Genomic DNA, 20,743 nt, shown 5'->3' with positions numbered 1-20,743 from the left:
GTCTGCCCACGCATCGTCAAACGGGCCATCTCCAAATACCAGGCCAGAGGACCGAACATCGACCGGACCAGCTACAAGGCCACCGTGGGCATCGATATCCTGACCCCGGCAGACCCTTGACAATCACCACAACCGCCTAACTACACGGCCTTGGCGCTAGCCCCCCTGGCCCGGCGCCCTTCGGGCCGCCGCACCAGGCCGTGTCCGCCGACATAGATCGGGTGGTGGGGCACCGGACTGATCCGGTCCCCCACCACCCAGCCCCTGCCCAGAGCGCCCTGCCCGGTGTCCGCTCAGCGGCCTCCGATGCCTGCCCAGCGCCCGTCCAGCGCCTGTCCATCGCCTGGCCAGCGGTCCACCTACCGCCTGCCTGAGGTTCCCCCGCTTTGCCGGAGACGTGGTCATCAGGATTCGTCCGACTCTGCTGGGATCCTAGCCGGTCCGGTCTGTTGCTGGATACCCCATGCCTCCTCGTACTCGTCGGGGGACAGCCCGTCGAACCCTTGCTGGATGCGGCGGGGGTTGTACCAGCCGTCGATGTAGCGGAAGATCGCCGCGTCGGCCTCAGCGCGAGTGGCGAAAGTGTTGCCGGGCCAGTAGATCAGCTCGGTCTTGATGGTCGACCACAGGTTCTCCGCGAGCGCGTTGGAGCGCGTCGTCAACTACACCCGATCCGGATGATCGGTACCGACGAGTGCGGGTGACGCACCCGTTCCACCCGCTGTTCGGGCAGGAGTTCGAGTTCGTCGTGCACCGCCAGAACTGGGGCGAGGACCGGGTCCACCTGCGTGACGAGCACGGCGAGCTGTTCTCCCTGCCTGCAGGCTGGACCGACGCGGCCCAGGCCGACCCGTTCGTGGTGGTCGCTGCGGGACGGTGTCCGTTCACCATCGCGGGACTGCTCGCTCTGGCCGATCTGATCGACCAGCGAGGAGCCCAGCCCTGTACGTGCCGAAAACCATGTCCATGCAGGTGTCAAGTGGCATGTCGGCCCCCGTCGACGCCACGCTCACCGTCGAGCAGGCGCACCGCATCGCGCACGATGTCGAGCACGAACTCATGCACTCCGTGCCCCGGCTGGTCGTCGCCACTGTCCAGACCGAACCCGTCGGCGCACGGCACCCTCGCGCAGCACCGTTGATCTTGGCTGGATGGTTGGTGGCGCCATCGGCACGTATGGAGCAACGATGACGCCATCGCATGCTGGCGCGCGCTGAGTCGCGTCGAGGCCGCGACCGGAGTACGCTGTGGGACAAGGGATTGCATGCGCTTCACACTGGATCGTCTGGAGCAAAACTGGAGCAGGGATGTGTGTTGAACCTACGTTGAACCGCACTGTACGGCACTCAAGTGCAGTGACCGCAACGGGTTTGACGTGTGGATTCTCTGTTTCCGCAGTTCAAGGCCACTGTCCAAATCAGACTGGCAGTGTGAGGGTCAGGGGTTCGAGTCCCCTCAGCTCCACAATTGAATTAAATTCGGATACGCCCCCTGGCCTGTGTAAACCAGGACTGGGGGCGATCTTCGCTCCTCGTCCTAAGTGGACAGTGATACCCGCGTCTGGAGCAAATCTGGAGCAGGGGTCAGGATTCCCGCCAAACAGGGTCAGGATTCTGCTCCAGACCTATGTCACCCGGCCGGGGATTTCTTCGCGTTGATTCTCCTGCGTCCACGCTGGCGCATCTGACCTACCCGGCAGGTACGGCGTTCCGTATCGCCGGATTTGGTGCCGCTATGGCCAACCCAGGGCGCAGCGGCACTTCGGCAGGCTGGACCGGGCTGCCGACTGCTTCCGTGGTGCAGTGCGGTTGTTCCGGGAGTCGGGTGGGCGTCCGGGCGAGGCGTGGTCGCTGCACGAGCTGGCCAGTGTGCTGCACGAGGACGGGAAGTTGGCTGAGGCCAAGGAATCCTGGGAGCAGTCGCTGGCCATCCTGGAGCAGGTCGGCGACCATCGGATCGAGCAGGTGCGTCGCCGTTTGGCGGCGATCTACGCGGTAGATCCCAAGATATCGGGAGACTGATTCTTAGGCGGCTGCTCGCCAGTCGGCGTCGAACTCGTTGGTGGAGTTGAGGACTGCCTTGTCCCAGCGGTCTTGGAGGTGTTGGAGGAGGCGGGCTTCGACGGCGGCGGCGACGTGGGAGTAGGTCTCGCGGACGCGGTCTTCCATGATGTGGCCGAGGCGGAGGGCTTGGGCGATTTCTGGGATGGCGTCTTCGATCATCCAGGTGTTGTGGCTGTGGCGGAGGCCGTGGAAGGTGAGGCCGGAGGCGATGGCGGCGAGCTTGAGGATCGGGGTCTTGAGGTGGAGGTCGCCGTCGGCGGCGGGGCGCATGGCGCGGCGGGTGAAGTTGCTGCGACGGTGCAGGGCGCCGTCGGAGGTGGTGAAGACGTGTAGGTGGTGGTGGGTGGCGAGGTGGGCGCGGAGGAGGCGGACGAGGAATGGGGGCAGGCTGATGGTGCGGGCGGATTCGTCGGTTTTGGGTGGGCCGAGCCAGAGCTTGCCGGCGGCGGATTCGTGCAGTGTGCCGGTGTCGGGGTCGATGACGATGTAGCCGGTATCGTCGTCGAAGAGGTGGACGTTGTGGGTCAGAGGCCGGTGAGTTCGCTCCAGCGGGCGTCGGTCCAGGCGGCGGTGATGACCGAGCAGGGCACCGATCGTGCCGTTGAGGGTGGCGATGCGGTCGGCGAGGCGGAGGATGACGTCGGTTGGCGGTGGCTTTTGATGATGCTGCGGTAGTTGTCCTCCGGGCGGGCGTCGATGTCCTGGGCGTGGAGCCATTCGTGGGTGTCGAGGATGGACTTGCCGGCGGAGGGACACAAGACGGTGCCGCGCCGTCGCGTCGTTCGCCGTGGACGACCGCGCCGACCAGCTGGCGCGAGGGCAGACCCGCCGTCGTCGGGACTGGCTACCTCAGTGCCACCCATGCGGTATGCATGGCCGAGTTGGGCCCACGAGGTGGTCGACGTCGACGGAGCAAAGTTCGCGCGTCTTGCCCGCGGCGACCTGGCGTCGCACGAGCCCGGCCTGCTGGGGCTGCAGTGCGAGCATGTCCGCACCGGGCGGCTGCTGTTCGCCACCTCCTATGGGGACGCGGCCGACTTCGGGGATATCCATCTCTTGAGCGTTGGGACGTCTCGACGCCGATGGGGTCGACCCAAGCCTCCTCGCGACGGCAGTGCGGACACCCGCGCCGCTGTTGCGGCGGCAGCGCCGCGTGGTGGGCAAGTCGGCGGTGTCGGTGGACACCGCCCAGCGGATTGCCCGGCGCGTGCCAGGACTTCGCGCGGTTCGAGTAGCCGGGTCCGCCATGCCGTGCGGTTCGGTCGCTGCGGACCGCGACGGCGCGGGGCGGCGAGTGCGCCGAGCCCTACAGAATTCAGGGAGCCGTCTATCAGTAGGTGGTGATCCGGTCACGATGCAGGAGGCGTCGACCGGCGGGCCGAGTGGGCGGATCGTCGGGTGTCCGTGCGGGTCGGTGGTCGACCGTGCGTAGAGGCCTGTGGCCGGTGTGACCTCGGCGGTCAGGCGGTTCGGCTGGCCTGGATCGGCCTTCAAGCGGGCGTGGCCACCATTGTCGCGACAGTCGCGGAGAATGGGGGCGAATGTGTGGTTGACAGCGGAGGAACAAGTCGACTTCGGGTCGGTGAGCCGGGACTTCAGCGGCGCCCAGGTCCTGCTGCACACTGCGGCGGGTGAGGTGCTCAGCGTCTCCGCATCCGACTACAAGTGTCTCGATCTGCTGCTTCGAGCGCCGACGACGTTGACGGCGGGCGGACTCGCCGAGGCGTCGGGGCTGACCACCGGGTGCGTGACCGGCGTGGTGGACCGCCTGGAGCGGCTGGGCCTCGTGCACCGGGTGCGCGATCCGGCCGACCGGCGGCGAGTGCTGCTCACCCCGGCCGACGGAGTCGAGGACCGGTTCACGTGGCTGTTCGAGCCGTTGCGACGCGCGGTGGACGAGTTGGTGCAGGGCCAGTTCGACGACCGGGAGCGGGATGCCATCCGACGCTATCTGATCGAGGCCACCCGGCTGATCCGGGAGCACACGGTCCGATTGCGGGAGGATGCCCCGGCTCGGGCGTGGCGCTGATCGACCGCTGACGAGCACCGCTCGATTCATACACGAGCGGCGGTCGAACACCCATGGAGAGTGTCGAACTGAGTTCGGGGGGTCGTCCAGCGGCAACCGTGTGACCGTCGCTGGGGGACAAGGGGGGTGACGTCGCCGCGTGTCCTGGCGTCGGGAGATGACGCCATCGACCGCTCCGTGGCCATGGCCGGCCCGGTGCGTGTGCGCTCCTCACCACAACGACACGAAGGTGGTGAACGACGTGCGGATCAATCTGTTAGGCCCGCTCGAGGTGTTGGACGAGGGGGAAATCGTGACGCCGACCGCGCCGAAGCTGCGGCACGTGCTGGCGCTGCTCGCGGCGCACGCCAACCGGGTGGTGTCCGTCGACCAGATCATCGACGAGCTGTGGGAGGATCATCCGCCGTTCAGCGCGATGACCACCCTGCAGACCTACATCTACCAGCTGCGCAAACTCCTCAACCTCGCCGGTGGCAAGGGCATCGGCTACGCCGGCCCCGAGCAGGACATCGGCCTGCACACATCGCCGACCGGGTACCGGCTGAGCATCGCGCCGGACGCGCTGGACATGATCCGGTTCGAACAGCTGGCCGAGCGTGGCCGGGCCGAATCGGCCGCCGGCGAGCTGGTGGCCGCGACCTCGACGCTGCGGCAGTCGCTGGCGATGTGGCGGGGCCCGGCGCTGACCGATGTCGCGCTGGGGCCGACGCTGGGCGTGGAGGCGGTCCGGCTGGAGGAGATCCGCAGGCGAGTGCTGGAACTGCGCGTGGACATGGAACTCCAGCTGGGCCGGCACCACGAGCTGATCAGCGAGCTGAGCGGGATCGTCGCCCAGCACCCGACCCAGGAAGGCCTACAGGCCAAGTTGATGCTCGCGCTCTACCGGTCGGGTCGCCGGACCGAAGCGTTGCAGGCCTACCAGCGCGCGAGGAAGGCACTGGCCGACGAGCTCGGACTGGAGCCGACACCGGAGCTGCGCCAGTTGCACTGGGCCATGTTGACCGGTGACCCGAGCATCGAGGTGCCTGCCCCGGTCGTCGGCGCGGCCACGACGGCTCCGTTGCGGGAACTCCCGCCTGACGTGCCGGAGCTGGTCGGCCGGCAGGCGCAGCTGGCAACGGTGCTGGACGCGCTGACCACGACGGGGCGCAAGACGCCGCCGGTGGTGGTCGCGGTCGGTGGCCCGGGTTCGGGCAAGTCGGCGTTCTGTGTTCACGCGGCTGTCCGCGCTGCCGAGTCCTATCCGGACGGTCAGCTCTACGCGGAGCTGGTCGGACCGGACGACGTCCCGGCCGCGCCGGAGGAGGTGTTGGGCGGCTTCTTGCGCACGCTCGGCGTGCCGAGTGCGGCCGTGCCGTCCTCATTGGAGGAACGCAGCCGCATGTTCCGACGCTGGACGGCGGGGCGGGCCATCATGATCGTGTTGGACGATCTGGTCAGCCGGAGCCAGTTGCTTCCCCTGCTGCCGACCGGCGCCGGCTGCGCCGTGTTGGTCGCCAGCCGGCGGACCCTGTCCGACCAGGCCATCTCGGCCGTGGTGGAGCTGCCGGCGCTGGACCCGTCCGAGGCCGTGCATCTGCTGAGCCGGGTCCGCGGGGCGCACCGGGTCACCGCCGAGCGCGAGGCGGTGACCGAACTGGTCCGGCTGTGCGAGGGCTTGCCGCTGGCCCTGCGCGCCGCGGCGAGCCGTCTCGACCTGCGGCCGCACTGGTCGGTCCGGCGGCTGGTGAACCAGATCCGGGACGAACGCCGCCGGATCCTGGAACTGTCCGCCGACGAGCTGGACCTGGCCAGCAGCGTGCGGCAGACCTATCGGGCGATGCCGTCGGCCGGTCAGCTGGTGTTGCGGACGCTCGCCGACCACGGCGCGAACGCGGTGTCCGCCAGGGCGATGGCCGCCGCGATGGACGTCAACGAGGGCTGTGCGGAGGCCCTGCTCGAACAGCTGGTGGAGTTCCAGTTGGCCGAGGTCACCCCGGACGACTCGGGCACGGATTTCCGCTACCAGCTGCCGGCGCTGGTGCGCATCGCCGCCCGGGCCCTTTCCGGGCCGGAGCGGGACGACCTGACTCCGCACGCGACGCGGCCGGCCGAGGCGCGTGTCGGCTGACCGGAGCGAAACAGGGGGAGGACGCGTGGATCAAGGACTGTTGGGCAAGAGGGTGCTGGTCACCGGAGGCACCAGGGGCATCGGGCGAGCAATCACGCTCGCTTTCGCCGCGGCTGGCGCGCGGGTGGTGACCTGCCACCATACGGACGGCGTCGACGCCGACGACCTGGCGGGCGAACTGGCTCGGCTCGGTGGCGAGCACCTGGTTGCACGGGCCGACGTGACCGACCGCGCCGGCGTCGCGGAGTTGGCGCGGCGCTGCCGGGAACACCTCGGCCGGCTCGACGTGGTGGTCGGCAATGTCGGAGTGGACGGCCGGAGTCCGCTCGGCACGCTGGCCGACGACGAATGGCACCGGGTCATCGACCACAACCTCACCAGCGCGTACCTGGTCACCCAGGCCGTGTTGGATCTGCTCGTCGACGGCGCCTCCGTCGTGTTCGTCGGATCCGCCGCCGCGCTGCGCGGTCGGCCGTCCGGCGCGCATTACGCCGCGTCAAAGGCGGGACTGATCGGCCTGACCCGGGGACTGTGCAAGGAACTCGGCGACCGTGAGATCAGGGTCAACACGGTCGCGCCCGGGGTCACGGAGACCGAGCCGGGCGCCGGACTGCCGCCCGTGGTGCGGCAGCGCCTGACCGCGGCCACCCCGCTCGGTCGGCTGGCCAGGCCCGAGGACGTGGCCGGCGCTGTGCTGTTCCTGGCCGGTGACACCGCGCGATTCGTCACCGGGACAACCCTCAACGTGGATGGAGGAATCTGAATGCCGTTCGCCGCGATCAGCTACCGGGTCAGGCCCGGTCACGAGGACGAGATCGCCCAGATCTTCGCCGGCTTCCGCCGGGTGAGCAGCCCGACGCTCGTCAACGACCAGGGCGAGCAGGTGGGCAAGTTGCTCGGCACCGCGGTGTTCGTCAAGGACGACGTGCTGGTCAGGATCATCCACTACGAGGGCGAGTTCGCCGCGGTCGCCGGGCACATGGCCCAGCAGCGCGGCGTGCACCTGCTGGAGCAGGCGCTGGCTCCCTTTCTGGCGGAGAGCAGGGACACCGCCACAGCGGACGGCTTTCAGGCGTATTTCGCGGACGCCACGATGCGCTGTGTCTCTCAGCTGTCCCTGGCCGACCTGCCCGCGGGCGGGTGACGGCATGGCCGGCGAGAAGGTGGCCGTTGTCGGCCTCGGCGGCATGGGCGCCGGCATGGTCACGGCGCTGTTGGCGGCCAGGTTCGACGTAACTGTGTTCAACCGCACCGCGGCGAAGGCCGCGCCCTTCGCCGACCTCGGGGCGCGGGTGGCCGAATCCGTCGGCGCCGCCGTGGACACCGTCGACGTGGTGCTGCTCAGCCTGAGCGATGAGCAGGCAGTCGATCAGGTGCTGGCGGAGGTGCTGTCGCGACGGCGGCCCGGCACGATCGTGGTCGACACGTCGTCTGTGTCGCCGGAGTTCTCACGACAGACGTCCGCACGGCTGGCCGAATGCGGGGTCGCCAGGGTCGAGGCCTGCGTGGTCGGGAATCCGCAAATGGCTCACGCCGGTTGCCTGCGGGTCTTCACGGCGGGCGATCAGTCCACTGTGGACAACGTGCGGGCGGTGCTCGACGCGATCGGCGACAGTGTCACCCACCTCGGCGAGCTCGGTCGCGCGTGCGCGTTCAAGCTCGCGTTGAACCTGCTACTCGGCGTGCAGACGGCGGCGCTGGCGGAGATGGTCCAGTTCGCGGAGGACGCTGGACTGGGCCGGGAGCGGTTGCTGGCCACTGTCGTGGCCAGCGGCTGGAGTTCCCCGGTGCTGGCCTTCCGCGCCGAGTTCATGCGCAGGCGCGACTATCGGCCGCCCGCGTTCCGCGCCGAGTTGATGGGCAAGGACCTCCGGGCGCTGCTGGCCGAGGCCGGCGCGTACGGCACGGCGCTGCCGGTGACCGAGAGCGCGCTGAGCGTCTATGAGGGCGTGGTGGCCGCCGGGCGCGGGGACGAGGACGCGGCGGTCGTCGCCGAGGTGCGTGGCCGGCGTTGACGACCAGGCGCTCCTGCCCGAGAGGATCCCGGGCAGGGGCGCCGACTTCCGAGGGGAATTCAGATGGCAGTCATGGTGTTGCGCGTCCTGGCGCTACTGGGTAGTGGGATCGCGGCCGGCGTGTTGTTCGCCGTCGCGCTGAGCGTGCTGCCGGCGTTGCTCGCGATGCCGACCGACCGATACGTCTACGCGCACAAGCTGTTGGGCCGCAACTTCGATCCCACGATGCCCCTGATCGTCCTTGGCACCGTGGCCGCGGAGGTCGTGCTGGCCGTGCTGGTGGCGGACCAGCGCGGACCGTACATCGCCGCCGCGGCGCTCTCACTCGGTGTGTCGGCGGTTTCCCACCTGTGCAACGTTCCGATCAACCGGCGGGTCAAGGCGGTGGACGAGGCCCGGTTGCCGGCGGACTGGCAGGATCCCCGTCCGCTCTGGCGTCGCTGGCACCTGCTGCGCACCGCGCTCGCGCTGTCGGCCTTCCTGGTCTGTGCGCTGGCTGCCTGACGCCGTGACCCCGGTCCGAGGTCAGTCCTGGGTCGACAGCCGGGAGATGACCGGAAGCAGGCTGCGTCGAAACGTCTCGACGAATCCGTCCACGGTGCCGGTGTCGCGCGGTGCGGACAGATACGGCGCCAGCCTGCGCTCGACCTCCCGCACTCCCGGCTGCTGGGCGATGTGCCGGGCGATCGCCTCCAGGTCGCCCTCGTACTCGATGACCCGCACCATCACCGTCCCGCGCTGGAACAGGGTGGTGGACAGCAGCCGGGTCCCCGGCGCTCCGGGCACCTCGGACTCGTCGACCCGCCGGAACGCGGCGAAGATCTCGCCGATCTCCCGGTCGTGGCCGGGGCGGATGTCGTAGCTGATGGCCGCGAGCGGCATGGTGATCTCCTTCGGTCAGGCCAGGGCGGTCAGTTCGGGGACAAGTGCGCTCGGCGGGGGGAGTTCGACCAGCTCGCGGCGCAGCCGATCCGCCGCTTCCCGCTCGGCCGAGCCGGTCAGGATGTCGTGCGTCTCCTTGGTCAACCGCTCGGTGCCGGCCTGCTCGGCGCTGAGGATCCGCCCCGCGCCGGTCGCGGCCACCCGAGCGGCGCAGCCGGCGTGGTCGGGCAGTTGGGGCACGACCAGTGCCGGCACGCCGTGGCTCAGCGCGGTCAGCGCGGTGCCCGCACCGCCGTGGTGGACCAGCGCGTCGACCTCGGGCAGGACCAGGTGCAGCGGGGTGTCGACCAGCACGGTGACACCGGCCGGCAGGACGCCGAGCAGCGGTCGCTGGCTGTGCGAGGCGACGACCGTGACATCGACGCCGTCGGCCGCGAGCCGGCGGGCGATGGCGGCCACCGGAAACCGCAGCGGGTCGACCTTGGCGATGGTGTGGCCCCAGGTGACGGCGACCCGGGGACGGTCGGTGCGGACGGGATCCGGCGGCGCCAGACCGGGTCCGTTGAACGGGACGTAGCGCATCCGCAGCAACGGTTGCGCCGGCACGGCCTGGAAACTCGGAGGGGTCGGATCGACGGTGACCGCGTCGGCCAGCCTTGGGAGCCGCACGTCGTGCCGCGCGGCCAGCGGCGCCAGCAGTTCCTGGGTGAAGTCGAGCGTCGGTCGCATCAGGTCGACGCCGAACAGGTGGCGTATCCCCGGCACGCCCACCGCCGCGGCGGCTATCGGGCCGGCCAGGTTCGTGGAGTCGTACACCACCAGATCGGGTTGCCACCGCCGGGCCACGGTCACCAGGTCGGGCAGCATCGACTCCGCGTGGGCCAGCAGCATTCGCAGCGCCCGCGGCACCCCACCCGGCTTGCCCGCACCCCGGCGGGCCGGCGGCGCCGTCTGATCGGGCGGCAACAGGTACTCCCGGACCATGGCCGCGGTGTCCACATCGGAGCCGACCGGAATCGCCGGCAGGCCGAGGTCTTTGACGGTCGGCATGAGAGCGGGCTGGCTGGCTATCCGCACCTCGTGTCCGGCCGAGCGCAGGGCCCAGGCCAGCGGCGCCATCGCGTACAGATGGGACGGCCACGCCCAGGTAGTGAACAGGACTTTCATGCCGACAGCTTCGCCATGCGGGCTCGAAGGTCGCTCGACCTGTTGTCCTCCAACGATTCTCGAGCGCGTGGATGGACAATCGGCCGATGAGCAGGCAGACGGTGACACGCACGGTGCTGGTGACCGGCGCGAACAGGGGCCTGGGTCGGGCGGTCAGCGCCCGGCTGCGCGCTGAGGGCCTGCGTGTGGTGGTGACCGCGCGGGACAGCGACCAGGCTCGGGCCGTCGCCGCCGAACTGGGGCCGGACGTGGTCGGCCTGCCGCTGGACGTCGCCGATCGGGACAGCGTGCTGCGGGCCAGGGACGTTGTTGGGCATGTCGACGCCGTGGTGAACAACGCCGGCGTGCTGGTGGATGCCGGCAGCGACCCGCTTTCGGTGTCCCTGGACGCGGTGCGGGAGACCCTGGCGGTGAACCTGCTCGGCTCCTGGCAGGTCACCCAGGCGTTCGTGCCGGGCATGGTCGCGGCCGGCTGGGGGCGGGTTGTCATGGTCACCAGCGGCACCGGCACGTTCACGAACGGCCTATTCCCCCGCACGCCGGGCTACTCGGTGTCCAAGGCCGCACTGAACGGGCTGACCGTGATGCTGGCCGCGCAGCTGGCGGGCACCGGCGTGCTGGTCAACGCGGTCAACCCGGGACGGGTGCGCACCCGGATGATGCCCGACGCGCCACGGTCGGCGGCCGAGGCCGCCGGTGATGTGGCCGCCGCCGTGCTGCTCCCCGACGGCGGCCCCAACGGTGTCCTGCTGCGTCACCAGCGACCGTCGGCCTGGTGACCGAGTGCGGCCCTAGCGGCCAATCCGTTCATGGGCGTAGTCGCTGAGCACCGGGTGCAGCTGGTAGTGGGACTCGACGGTGTGTCCCTTGGCGGTGGTCTCCGCGAGGTTGCGGGCCACGAGCGCGTCCAGCAGCTTCGCGGTGGTCCCCAGTTCGGTCGCCGACGTGCCCACCCCGACCTCGGCGCCGACCAGGCTGTGGAAGGCGGCCCGCTGTTGTGCCGGCAGCAGCCGGTAGCTGGCATCGAGCCGGGCCCGCACGTCGATATCGCCGAACCGCAGGTGATCTAGCGGCCGGACGGCCCGGTCCACCTGTTCGAGCAGGTGGCCGATCGACACCCCGGTCGCCAGCAGCCGGGCGCCAAGGCAGCGGATGGCCAGCGGCAGATGGCCGAACCGGGCCAGCAGCAGCTCGGCCGCCGCACGCTCCTGGGGTGTCTGGCGGGTGCCGATGATGGCGTTCAGCAGGGCCATCGCGTCCCCCGGGCTCAGCGGGGCCAGGTGCAGCGAACGGGCGCCCGGTTGGGTCGGCGGCGCGGTGGAGCTGGTCACGATCACGGCGCACTGGGCGTCGCCCGGCAGCAGCGGCTGGACCTGTTCGTAGGACCGGGCGTCGTCCAGCAGCACCAGCACCCGCCGCCCGGAACTCCAGCTGCGGAAGGCGGTCGCGCATTCGGCCAGGTCCAGTGCGGACCCGCGGGGATCCCGGTCCACCGCGCGCAGGAACCGGGCCAGGACGTCGGCCGGTTCCGCCGGGTTGTCCTCGGTGCCGTTCAGGTCGGCGTAGAACTGGCCGTCGGAGAAGTGCTCGCGCAGCCGGTGCGCCAGGTGCACCGCGAAGGCGGTCTTGCCGACCCCAGGCATGCCGTTCACAGTGAGCACCCGCAACGCGGTGCCCGGGCCCGATCGGGGCAGCAGCCACTGCTCGGCCCGGTCCAGCAGGTCCCGGTTCACGATGTAGTCGGCGGTGTCCGGTGGCAGCTGAGCCGGTGTGATCGGCGTCGACGCGGGCGGCTCGATGACGTGGGTGGGCGATCCGGCCACCGCGGTGTTGCCCAGGATCGTGCGGTGCAGCTCCTGGAGCGAGGCCGACGGCTCCAGCCCCGCCTCCTCGATCATCGTGTCGCGCAGCCGCTGGTAGACCTCCAGCGCCTCCAGCTGGCGGTTGGACCGGTGTAGCGCCAACATCAGCTTGCCATGGAACTCTTCGTGCAGCGGATGGCTGAGCGTGAGCTCCTTGAGCTCGCTGATCAACTCGCGGTGCCGGTTGAGCCGTAGGTCGGCCTCGATCCGCAGTTCCAGCGTGCGCAGCCGGCGTTCGGCGAGCCTGGTCGCGTGCGCAGACAAGGTGGCGCCGGTGGTCAGGTCGCTCAGCGCCGGGCCCTGCCACAACCGGAGTGCCTCCGCACACAGCGTGGCTGCCTGCTCGACCTTCCCGGCACGCAGCGCCGCCTCGCCGGCCATCGCGAGCCGTTCGAACTGCTCCACGTCCAGGTCCTCGGCCGCGATCGTGGCGCGGTAACCGCGGGGCAGCGTGTCCAGCAGTTCGACCGAGGACCCCGAGTTGGGCAGCAGCCTGCGAAGCTTGTACACGTAGGTCTGCACGGTGGCGAGCGCGCTGCGGGGCGGGTTGTTCCCCCACAGTTCATCGATGAGCTCTTCCGTTCTCACCACGCGGCCCCGATACAATACGAGCATCGCCAGGACAACCCGCTGTTTGTCGGCCTTGGGCGTGATGTCGAGCTCGCCGTCCAGCACCTGAATCGGACCGAGCAATCGGAACCGTACACCCACTTCTCGTCCCCCCAACGAACTTGTTCGGCGGGCGGAATGAGCAGGTTGGCAGGCCTCATACGACGGACTTCGGGAATGGCGCTACTCCGGTTGCTTGTGCTCGCAACCTGTGGTGTAAGTAGTGCCCCCCGGTGAAACGTCACGCCTCTAGACGCCGCTCCCAGTCATGTATCCCCCCGGATAGTCCATACCTCGATCGGCGTAACGATCGAGACCTGTCGGCACCCTTCTTATGGTGCTGCCTGGCTGCACTCGTGTCTCGCGAGATTCCAGAGCGTACACCTGGAGGTAGGGTTTGTGCCTTCTTCACCAGGATCCGAGTGCCTCTGGATCGCACACGGGCACGGTCGAACCGGACGTTCGAGGATGCCATCAAGGGGAGAAGGACACATATGCGAATCGGTGTCGGGTTGCCCGCGGCGACGCCGGGAGCCTCAGGGCGACGGATGCTCACCTGGGCCCGGCGGGCCGAGGAACGAGGCTTCGCCACCCTCGGTGTGCTGGACCGGCTGGTCTATCCCAACTACGAGCCGCTGGTCGCGCTGGCCGCGGCGGCGGCGGTCACCGAGCACATCGCGCTGGCCGCCACGGTGTTGATCGCGCCGTACCGGCGGGACGTGGCCGTGCTGGCCAAGCAGGCGGCCAGCGTCGAGCGGCTGGCCGAGGGACGGCTGACCCTTGGGCTGTCGGCGGGACTACGCCGGGACGACTTCGACGTCAACGAGGCGCCCTACGGCGACCGGGGCGCCCGGCTGGACGCCCTGATCGGGCGGCTGCGCGAGATCTGGTCGGGTGGAGACATCGGTCCGCGGCCGGGGGACGGGCGCCCGGAGCTGATGGTCGGCGGCAACTCGCCGGCGGCACTGCGCCGGGCAGCCGTCCACGGCCTCGGCTGGATCGCCGGCGCGAGCTCGCCGGCCCAGTACGGCCAGGCGTTGGCGCGGGCGCGCACGCTGTGGGCCGACCATGGCCATGCCAACCCCATGCCGACCAAGGCCATCGTGTTCTACGCCCTTGGTGACCGGGCCGCCGAGCTGGCCAATCGACACCTGCTTGACTACTACGCCTTTCTGGGGCCGCACAAGGAAGTCATGGCCCGCAAGGCGATCACCGACGAGCAGGCGCTGCGCGAGTGCGTGGCCGGGTATCGGGACGCGGGTTGTGACGAGCTGCTTTTCTTTCCCTGCGCGGCCGATCCGGCGCAGCTCGACCTGCTCGCGGACGCCGTGCCCGCGCCGCTCGCGGTCAGCGGTTGACCAGTGCCACCAGGTCGTCGACGAGATCGTCCACTGTGGGCAGTGCGAGCATCTGTCGTCGCATCGCCATGGCCCGCCCGCGGAAGCGGGGATCCCTGAGCACTTCGGCACACGCCGCCCGCAGCGACGCCGGCGTGACCGAGGAGGGCGGCAACGTCTTGGCCACGCCCAGTTCCGCGCAGTGGGCGGCGATATGCGGCTGGTCGGCGGTCAGCGGGACGGCCACCATCGGCACGCCGCAGCGCAGCGCCTCCTTCATCCCGTTGAAGCCGGCATGGGTGATGAAGACGTCGGCGGTTTCCAGCGCGAGTGCCTGCGGGGAAAAGGAAACCAGGTGCACATGGGGCGGCTGCGGGCCGAACCGGGTCACATCGTCGCCGACGACGACCATCGCGACGCAGTCCATCGCGCCGAGAGCCGCCAGTACGGTGGAAAGCAGCCGCTCGGCCATCGGCACCTGGGACGTCGAAGTGCCCAGGGCCGCGTAGACGAACGGCCGGCCGGGGTCGGCCTCGGTCAGCCAGGCGGGCAGGCGTTCGCCGCGCCGGCCCGAGTGCTCGTGCCGGTAGCAGCGGGTGTGGGGCAGCGCAAGCTCGCGATCCCCATATGCCGGCGGCAGAAAGCTCACATGCAGGTGGCGGTAGAGCGTGTCGCCCTCGGCGTCGGGCGGCAGTCCCAACGCGACGCGGTGCTCGGCCAGCCGTGGACCCAGCCGCCGGCCGGCGAGCAGGTCCACCTCGCTGCCGGAGGCGATCGAGACGTGCGGCACGCCCAGCGCCTCGGCGGCCAGGTAGCCACCGAACTCGCCGACCTCGCGCACCACCAGGTCCGGCCGCCAGGAATCGGCCAGCCGCAACACATCCCGGGCCAGGGCCGGTGCTACCGGGCCGGCGAAAACCTCGGTCACGATGCGCGCCGCGACGGCCTCGGTCGCTGCCCTGGCCTGTTCCGGCGGCAGCCGGGGAAAGTCCGCGGGCAGCAGCTGCCATATCTCCCGTGACCAGTCATAGCCGCCCGGCACGTGGTCCAGACCGTATTCCGTGATCTCCACGGCGAGCTTGTCGGCCGAGCACACGGCGACCGCGTGCCCGTGCCGGCGTAGCGCCAGCGCGAGCGGGATCAGCGGACGCAGGTGCCCACTGGCCGGCTGGGTCGTGAACAACACTCGGAGTGCGCGGTCCTCGGTCACCGGACCGGCGCCTCGGCGACGAGTCCGACCAGGTCCTCGACCAACCGTGCCGGAGTGGGCTGGTCCATGATCTGTTGCTGCAGCTGGCCGGCCACCCGCCGGTACGAGGGATCGGCCAGCATCCGGCGGACCTGGTCGGCGATCGCGGGCACGGTCGCGTCTTCACGCAGCAGCGCGACCCCCGCGCCGCTGGCGGCCAGCTGTCGCGCGTTGAACACCTGGTCGGGCAGGTGGGCCACGATCAGCAGCGGCGCCCCCGACGCCAGCGCGGTCATCGTGGTGCCGGCCCCGCCCTGGGCGATGACCAGATCGCAGGTCGGCAGCAGCAGGTGCAGCGGCAGCGACTCGACCAGGCGGACCTGTGGGGGCAACTCGCCGAGCAGTTCCCGGTGCGCGGCCGAGACCGCGACCACGATCTCCGCGTCCAGGTCGGCGACCGCCTCGATCACCTTGGGGGCCAGGAACATGTGGTCGCCGAGTGCCGGGATCGAGGTGCCCCAGGTGACGCAGATCCGGGTCCGCTCCGGCGGGTCGAGCAGCCAGCGCGGCATCACGCCCGGTCCGTTGTACGGCACGTAGCGCACGCCCAGCCGGCGGTAGTCGGCGGACACCTGCACGCCGGGAGGGCAGGGATCCACGGTGACCGTGCCCATGGTGTCGACCCGGTCCACCCCGAGCCGCTCGCACAGGGGGGCCAGCGCCTGTGCCTCCAGGTCGCGGACGGCGTAGGTGTAGTCGGGGCCCCACAGGTATCGCGCCGACGGCACTCCCAGGGCCGCGGCCACCAGGGGGCCCGCGTACGTGGTCGGCTCGTGCACCACCAGATCCGGTTGCCACGCCTCGGCGAAGTCCACCAGGTCGTCGATCATGTTCTCGGCCATGGCCACGAACGGGGACAGCCCGAGCAGCGCCATCTGCGCCGCCCGGCCCTCGGGTGTCGCCGCGCCGTTGCGCCACGCCGGCGATTGCCTCGACACCACCGGCAGGTCGCCCAGCCGCTCCCGCACCAGTGCGGCGAAGTCCAGATCCCGCCCCACCGAGACGGCGGTCAGCGCGGACTGGGTGATCACCGGGCCGAAGCCGGGCGGGCCGGCCACCCGCACCTCGTGGCCGGCCGCCCGCAGGGCCCAGCCCAACGGCACCATCGGGAAGTAGTGCGAGCCCCACGCCCAGCTCGTGAACAGCACACGCATGATCGACTCGCCCTCTCGTCGGTGCTCCTGGCCGGCAATGCTCGACCGCACCGGTCGACGGTCGAGCAACGGGACCTCGAGGCGACCTGGACCGTCCGCGGACACCCTGGACACAAGCCACCGCGCAAGAAAAAAGGGGCAACCATGCGCGTTCTCTTCACGTCCTGGGCCGGGGCCACCCACTACTTTCCCCAGGTGCCGCTGGGCTGGGCGCTGCAGGCGGCCGGCCACGAGGTGCGGGTGGCCAGCCAGCCCGCGCTGGCGCCGGTGATCACCCAGTCCGGGCTGACCGCCGTCCCGGTTGGACGCGACGTCGACTACGCCGAGCTGGTCAAGGAGAAGGTCGGCGACCTGCCGATCGTGCGGGCCGCGCCGAACTGGCGGGACCGGCACCGCGGCAAGACCGCCCAGGCCCACGCGGTTTTTGCGGCACTGGCTGACGCGATGGTGGACGAGATGCTGGAGTTCGCCCGCTGGTGGCGGCCGGACCTGGTGGTGTTCGACCCGACGACCTACGCCGGCCCGTTGGTGGCCGCGGCCCTGGGCGTGCCGGCGGTGCGCAACCTGTGGGGACCCGACCTGATGTATCGATTCGACGGGTTCGCCGGCGAAGCCCTGCGGCCGCTGGCCCAGCGGCTCGGCCTGGACGGAGTGGACACCCTGGGCGCGATGACGGTGGATCCGTGCCCGCCGCGGGTGCAGATCGCCACTGACTACTGGCGACAGGGCATGCGGTACGTGCCGTACAACGGGCCGGGCGTGATGCCCCGATGGCTGCTGGCCGAACCGCCGACGCGGCCCCGCGTGTGTGTCAGCTGGGGCACCGTGCTCGGTGGTCTCGGCCAGAACGTCTTCCTCGCGCCGCGAGTGGTGCGGGCGATCGCCGACCTGGACATCGAGGTGGTGTTGGCCATCTCGCCCGCACACCGGGAGCTGCTGGGCGAGCTGCCGCCACAGGTCCGGGTGGTGGAGTCGCTGCCGTTCCACATGCTGCTGCCGACCTGCGACCTGATGATCAGCCAGGGCGGCGGCGGGACGATCCTGACCTCGCTGCTCAACGAGGTGCCGATGCTGGTGATCCCGCAGCTGCCCGATCACGCCTTCCACGCCAAATGCCTGGTCGACTCGGGTGCCGGGGCGAGCATCCTCGAGGAGGACGCGACCGCCGAGCGCATCGTCGAGCAGGTGCGGGCCATGCTGGGCGAGTCCCCGCACCGGGCGGCGGCCCGGCGGCTGCGGGCGGACATCCTGGCCCAGCCGTCGCCGATCGAGGTCGTGGACGTGCTCACCGCGCTGGCCACCGACTCGCTGCCGGTCTGAGGGGAGAGCTGCCGTGCGCGTGCTGTTCACCACGCTTGGCTGGTCGTCACACTACTTTCCGCTGGTTCCGCTGGGCTGGGCCGCCAGGGCCGCCGGCCACGAGGTGCGCGTGCTCACCCAGCCCGCGCTGATGGAACAGGTGCTCGGCTCCGGCCTGCCCGGCGTGGTCGCCGGGCCGGACGTGGACCTGCGGGCCATGGTCGGCAAGGACGTGAAGGTCGGACCGGGGACGCTGTCCACGATGACCACCTGGCGGGACAGCAGGGAACTGCGGGCCCGGCAGGCGGTCAACTGGTTCACGGCGATCACCGAGTCGATGGCCGCCGACGCGCTGGCCTTCGCCCGCGACTGGCGGCCCGATCTGGTCGTGTACGAACCGGCCGTGTACGTCGGCCCGCTCATCGCCCAGACACTCGGCATCCCCGCGGTGCGGCACCTGTGGGGCACCGACTACACCTATCCGCACCGGGAGCTGGAGTACGAGCTGCTCTCGCCGCTGTGGCAGCGGCACGGCCTCGGCCCGGTGCTGCCGTTCGAGGTGCTCACCGTGGACCCCTGCCCGGCGAGCATGCAGATTCCTGCTGTGCCGCACCGACAGCCGATGCGCTACGTGCCCTACAACGGGCCGGCCGTGCTGCCCGACTGGCTGCGCCGGCCGGCCGAGCGGACCCGGGTGTGCCTCACCTTCGGCACCACCCTGGCCAAACTGACCGGTTCCGTGGTGGGCGCGCCGGAGGTCATTGAGGCCGTGCGCGACCTGGACGTCGAATTCGTGGTGGCGCTGGCCGCCGGGCAACGGGACGGCATCTCGACGGCGCCGCCGAACGTCCGGCTGGTCGAGTCGCTGCCGCTGCGGCTGCTGCTGCCCAGCTGTGCCGCGATCGTCCACAAGGGAGGTTCGGGCACCACGTTGACCGCCGCCGCGGCCGGCGTGCCGCAGCTGGTGCTGCCCACCATCGCCGACCAGTTCCTCAACGCCGAACGGCTGGCCGGCACCGGGGCCGGGGAGTACCTGGAGCAGGACGTGGCCACGCCGGAGCGGATCAGGGCCGGCCTGCTGGCCCTGATCGACAGCGCCCCGCACCGCACGGCGGCCGACGAGTTGCGTCAGGAGATCGAGCGCCAGCCCAGCCCGGCCGAAGTGGTTGGCCTGCTGCCCGGCTGAGCGCTACTGCCCGGCTGAGCCCCGGTGGCCGCGGTCGTCACGACCGCGGCCACCGGGGCGCGGGCGGTCAGGCCGACGTCAGCAGGACGGTGCTCAGGCGCGTGATCTGGGGCGGCGTGAGTCCCAGTCCTATCGTCAGGAAGTCGTGGAACGAGCCGAAGTCCTGGTCGGCCCGGGCGAACGCGGCGTCCAGGTACTCCGGGTACGCGTATGTGCCCCCCAGCGCGTCGTTGGACTCGAGGTACTCGGCGTACACCTGAGCCTTGCTCATGCCGATCGTGGTGAACAGCACGGCAGTGAGCCAGCCGGCGCGGTGTGCGCCGGCGCTGTCGTGGTACAGCATCGGCCGCTGGGCTCCGTCGAGCAATCGCCGCACCGTGTCGGCGTAGCCGGCCCGCCAGGAGGCGTTGCTGACGTAGCCCTGGTAGATGGCGAGCTGCTTCGGGTCGGGCGAACCGGTGGCCAGGTGCGCGGCGGCGGCCGGGGGGTCGCCGATCGGCGTGGACACGCGCTTGACGCCGGCCGGCAGTCGGTCCGGGCCCTGGGTGGCGACCTCGCTCGCGGTGCGGAAGTCCACCACCTCGGTCAGGCCCAGCGCGGCCAGCTGTCCGACTCCCTTGTCGGTGAGCAGGGACAGCGTTCCCGACCGGTACACCAGTCCGCGGCGCACGACCGAGGACGAACCGACCGGGTAGCCGCCGATGTCGCGCAAGTTGAGGCTGCCGTCGACGGTCGGCGGCGTGGCGGCGAACGCGCGTCCGACCGGGGTCGCCAGCGCGACGCCCGTGGCCAGCGCGGCGAGCAGGAACGATCTTCTTCCGGTCCGGTTCATGGGCACCTCACAGGGATTCTCGCGGGGGATCGGCCGCCCGGGAAGCGATCCCCTGCCGGGCTCGATCGGGTCTGGCGCAGGTCAACCTAGCCGCCGCCGGTCGGGCCGGACTCGATCTCATCTCGAGGTTGTGAGCACGTCTGCGCACCGCCTCGGTGACCGTGCGTGAGCCTCCGGCTTGCCCACTTCAGTGCACGTCGCTATAGTGCAAAGTGCGTGATGCGCCGCGCACTAACTTTCAGGGCGAAGAGGTGGGGTCGGATGGCCAGACAGCGGATCGGCAGTCGGGATGTGGTCGCGTTGGCGGTGCTGGCCTTGCTAATGGAACAGCCGCAGCACCCGTACGAGATGCAGCGCCTGATCAAGGAACGCCGCAAGGACTTCGTCACCGGGCTGCCGCGCAGCCTCTACCACGCGGTCGACCGGCTGCTGCGGGCCGACTACGTGGAGCAGGTCGAGACCACCCGCGAGGGCAGTCGGCCGGAGCGGACCACCTACCAGATCACCGAGAGCGGGCGGGAGCAGTTCGAGCAGTGGCTGCTGGACCTGTTGGCCCAGCCGGAGGTGGAGTACCCGGTGTTCACCGCCGCGGTCTCCTTCCTGTCGCACCTGACCAGCGAGTCGGTGCTGCGCGCGTTGCAGTCGCGGATCGTCGTGCTCCAGGGGCAGGTCGCCGACCTCGACGCCCAGATCGACCTGGTTGAGCGGTACCTGCACCGGCTGGGCCGGCTCGAGCTCGAACACGCCAGGGTGCTGCGCAAGGCCGAGTTGGACTGGCTCTGCTCGGTCGTGGCCGACATCCAGGCCGGCCAGCTGGACTGGGAGCCCGAGCACATGCCCGACGTGCCCGCGGCGGAGTCGGGCGAGTCCGCCGGCGAGAACGTCACGCGACTCAAGCCGAAGGCGGCCGAGGGCTAGCCCCGGGCGCCGACAAAGACAAAGGGGGAAT

The 20,743-nt window shown here is 70.5% G+C and carries 23 protein-coding genes and 1 pseudogene; 15 read left to right on the top strand and 9 right to left on the bottom strand.

Annotated features, from left to right (window positions below):
• Nucleotides 1–404: 404 nt before the first annotated feature.
• Entirely contained in the window at nucleotides 405–662 is a 258-nt protein-coding gene (locus ACIG5F_RS45125; protein WP_396526421.1) for an IS3 family transposase, read from the bottom strand.
• On the bottom strand, nucleotides 659–799 hold the full coding sequence (locus ACIG5F_RS45120; protein ID WP_396526423.1) for a hypothetical protein: 141 nt from the start codon (nucleotides 797–799) through the stop codon (nucleotides 659–661). Before ACIG5F_RS45120 ends, ACIG5F_RS45125 begins: the two co-directional genes overlap by 4 nt.
• On the opposite strand from ACIG5F_RS45120, the pseudogene ACIG5F_RS45115 reads away from it, so the two are divergent.
• The 3 genes and pseudogenes from ACIG5F_RS45115 to ACIG5F_RS45105 form a co-directional block, all read left to right on the top strand.
• Nucleotides 749–871, top strand: a pseudogene (locus ACIG5F_RS45115) (DUF5372 family protein); the annotation flags it as partial. The gene ACIG5F_RS45120 and the pseudogene ACIG5F_RS45115 overlap by 51 nt on opposite strands.
• 89 nt (nucleotides 872–960) lie before the next feature.
• Nucleotides 961–1,191 carry a cation transporter dimerization domain-containing protein gene (locus ACIG5F_RS45110; protein ID WP_396526420.1) on the top strand — a complete coding sequence of 77 codons (231 nt, stop codon included), beginning with the start codon at nucleotides 961–963 and terminating at the stop codon, nucleotides 1,189–1,191.
• Between the two features lie 530 nt (nucleotides 1,192–1,721).
• Nucleotides 1,722–2,021: a tetratricopeptide repeat protein gene (locus ACIG5F_RS45105; protein WP_396526422.1), complete on the top strand. Its 300-nt coding sequence runs from the start codon at nucleotides 1,722–1,724 to the stop codon at nucleotides 2,019–2,021.
• Between the two features lie 3 nt (nucleotides 2,022–2,024).
• Here the strand turns inward: ACIG5F_RS45105 and ACIG5F_RS45100 are convergent, their stop codons facing one another.
• On the bottom strand, nucleotides 2,025–2,780 hold the full coding sequence (locus ACIG5F_RS45100) for a hypothetical protein (protein WP_396526419.1): 756 nt from the start codon (nucleotides 2,778–2,780) through the stop codon (nucleotides 2,025–2,027).
• On the opposite strand from ACIG5F_RS45100, the gene ACIG5F_RS45095 reads away from it, so the two are divergent.
• The 7 genes from ACIG5F_RS45095 to ACIG5F_RS45065 all read left to right on the top strand — a co-directional run bounded on the left by ACIG5F_RS45095 (nucleotide 2,760) and on the right by ACIG5F_RS45065 (nucleotide 8,721).
• Entirely contained in the window at nucleotides 2,760–3,407 is a 648-nt protein-coding gene (locus tag ACIG5F_RS45095) for a hypothetical protein (RefSeq protein ID WP_396526418.1), read from the top strand. The genes ACIG5F_RS45100 and ACIG5F_RS45095 overlap by 21 nt on opposite strands.
• Before the next feature lie 199 nt (nucleotides 3,408–3,606).
• Complete coding sequence (locus tag ACIG5F_RS45090; protein ID WP_396526417.1) at nucleotides 3,607–4,092, top strand: MarR family winged helix-turn-helix transcriptional regulator; 486 nt, start codon at nucleotides 3,607–3,609, stop codon at nucleotides 4,090–4,092.
• A gap of 241 nt (nucleotides 4,093–4,333) precedes the next feature.
• The gene (locus tag ACIG5F_RS45085) at nucleotides 4,334–6,202 is read left to right on the top strand and encodes a BTAD domain-containing putative transcriptional regulator (RefSeq protein WP_396526416.1); all 1,869 of its coding nucleotides are present in this window, start codon (nucleotides 4,334–4,336) and stop codon (nucleotides 6,200–6,202) included.
• A gap of 25 nt (nucleotides 6,203–6,227) precedes the next feature.
• Nucleotides 6,228–6,965, top strand: coding sequence for an SDR family NAD(P)-dependent oxidoreductase (locus tag ACIG5F_RS45080; protein WP_396526415.1), 738 nt, complete (start codon nucleotides 6,228–6,230; stop codon nucleotides 6,963–6,965).
• A complete protein-coding gene (locus ACIG5F_RS45075) occupies nucleotides 6,966–7,346 on the top strand; it encodes a SchA/CurD-like domain-containing protein (protein WP_396526414.1) in 381 nt (126 codons plus the stop codon).
• A 4-nt stretch (nucleotides 7,347–7,350) separates the two neighbouring features.
• The gene (locus ACIG5F_RS45070; protein WP_396526413.1) at nucleotides 7,351–8,217 is read left to right on the top strand and encodes an NAD(P)-dependent oxidoreductase; all 867 of its coding nucleotides are present in this window, start codon (nucleotides 7,351–7,353) and stop codon (nucleotides 8,215–8,217) included.
• Nucleotides 8,218–8,289: 72 nt separating this feature from the next.
• Nucleotides 8,290–8,721 (top strand): DUF1772 domain-containing protein, encoded by a 432-nt coding sequence (locus ACIG5F_RS45065; RefSeq protein ID WP_396526412.1) that lies wholly within the window; start codon nucleotides 8,290–8,292, stop codon nucleotides 8,719–8,721.
• Nucleotides 8,722–8,742: 21 nt separating this feature from the next.
• Here the strand turns inward: ACIG5F_RS45065 and ACIG5F_RS45060 are convergent, their stop codons facing one another.
• Nucleotides 8,743–9,099 carry a TcmI family type II polyketide cyclase gene (locus ACIG5F_RS45060; RefSeq protein WP_396526411.1) on the bottom strand — a complete coding sequence of 119 codons (357 nt, stop codon included), beginning with the start codon at nucleotides 9,097–9,099 and terminating at the stop codon, nucleotides 8,743–8,745.
• 15 nt (nucleotides 9,100–9,114) lie between these two features.
• Nucleotides 9,115–10,266: a nucleotide disphospho-sugar-binding domain-containing protein gene (locus ACIG5F_RS45055; protein ID WP_396526410.1), complete on the bottom strand. Its 1,152-nt coding sequence runs from the start codon at nucleotides 10,264–10,266 to the stop codon at nucleotides 9,115–9,117.
• 86 nt (nucleotides 10,267–10,352) lie between these two features.
• Between ACIG5F_RS45055 and ACIG5F_RS45050 the strand changes: the two genes are divergently transcribed.
• The gene (locus ACIG5F_RS45050; protein ID WP_396526409.1) at nucleotides 10,353–11,045 is read left to right on the top strand and encodes an SDR family NAD(P)-dependent oxidoreductase; all 693 of its coding nucleotides are present in this window, start codon (nucleotides 10,353–10,355) and stop codon (nucleotides 11,043–11,045) included.
• Between the two features lie 12 nt (nucleotides 11,046–11,057).
• Here ACIG5F_RS45050 and ACIG5F_RS45045 read toward each other — a convergent pair whose 3' ends face one another.
• Nucleotides 11,058–12,821: a BTAD domain-containing putative transcriptional regulator gene (locus ACIG5F_RS45045; protein WP_396526408.1), complete on the bottom strand. Its 1,764-nt coding sequence runs from the start codon at nucleotides 12,819–12,821 to the stop codon at nucleotides 11,058–11,060.
• 410 nt (nucleotides 12,822–13,231) lie between these two features.
• Between ACIG5F_RS45045 and ACIG5F_RS45040 the strand changes: the two genes are divergently transcribed.
• The gene (locus tag ACIG5F_RS45040) at nucleotides 13,232–14,095 is read left to right on the top strand and encodes an LLM class flavin-dependent oxidoreductase (protein WP_396526407.1); all 864 of its coding nucleotides are present in this window, start codon (nucleotides 13,232–13,234) and stop codon (nucleotides 14,093–14,095) included.
• Here ACIG5F_RS45040 and ACIG5F_RS45035 read toward each other — a convergent pair.
• Both ACIG5F_RS45035 and ACIG5F_RS45030 read right to left on the bottom strand, forming a co-directional pair.
• Entirely contained in the window at nucleotides 14,085–15,260 is a 1,176-nt protein-coding gene (locus ACIG5F_RS45035; RefSeq protein ID WP_396526406.1) for a glycosyltransferase, read from the bottom strand. The genes ACIG5F_RS45040 and ACIG5F_RS45035 overlap by 11 nt on opposite strands.
• Before the next feature lie 20 nt (nucleotides 15,261–15,280).
• Nucleotides 15,281–16,528: a nucleotide disphospho-sugar-binding domain-containing protein gene (locus tag ACIG5F_RS45030; protein ID WP_396526405.1), complete on the bottom strand. Its 1,248-nt coding sequence runs from the start codon at nucleotides 16,526–16,528 to the stop codon at nucleotides 15,281–15,283.
• Nucleotides 16,529–16,621: 93 nt separating this feature from the next.
• Between ACIG5F_RS45030 and ACIG5F_RS45025 the strand changes: the two genes are divergently transcribed.
• Both ACIG5F_RS45025 and ACIG5F_RS45020 read left to right on the top strand, forming a co-directional pair.
• Nucleotides 16,622–17,797, top strand: coding sequence for a nucleotide disphospho-sugar-binding domain-containing protein (locus ACIG5F_RS45025; RefSeq protein ID WP_396526404.1), 1,176 nt, complete (start codon nucleotides 16,622–16,624; stop codon nucleotides 17,795–17,797).
• 13 nt (nucleotides 17,798–17,810) lie between these two features.
• Nucleotides 17,811–18,962: a nucleotide disphospho-sugar-binding domain-containing protein gene (locus ACIG5F_RS45020; protein WP_396526403.1), complete on the top strand. Its 1,152-nt coding sequence runs from the start codon at nucleotides 17,811–17,813 to the stop codon at nucleotides 18,960–18,962.
• A 67-nt stretch (nucleotides 18,963–19,029) separates the two neighbouring features.
• Here the strand turns inward: ACIG5F_RS45020 and ACIG5F_RS45015 are convergent, their stop codons facing one another.
• A complete protein-coding gene (locus tag ACIG5F_RS45015) occupies nucleotides 19,030–19,794 on the bottom strand; it encodes a tyrosine-protein phosphatase (RefSeq protein ID WP_396526402.1) in 765 nt (254 codons plus the stop codon).
• Nucleotides 19,795–20,055: 261 nt separating this feature from the next.
• On the opposite strand from ACIG5F_RS45015, the gene ACIG5F_RS45010 reads away from it, so the two are divergent.
• Entirely contained in the window at nucleotides 20,056–20,712 is a 657-nt protein-coding gene (locus ACIG5F_RS45010) for a PadR family transcriptional regulator (protein ID WP_396526401.1), read from the top strand.
• Nucleotides 20,713–20,743: the final 31 nt, after the last annotated feature.

It is taken from the genome of Kutzneria sp. NPDC052558 (assembly GCF_044547355.1).
GTDB lineage: Bacteria > Actinomycetota > Actinomycetes > Mycobacteriales > Pseudonocardiaceae > Kutzneria.
This window is presented reverse-complemented; position numbering and strand designations above follow the sequence as displayed.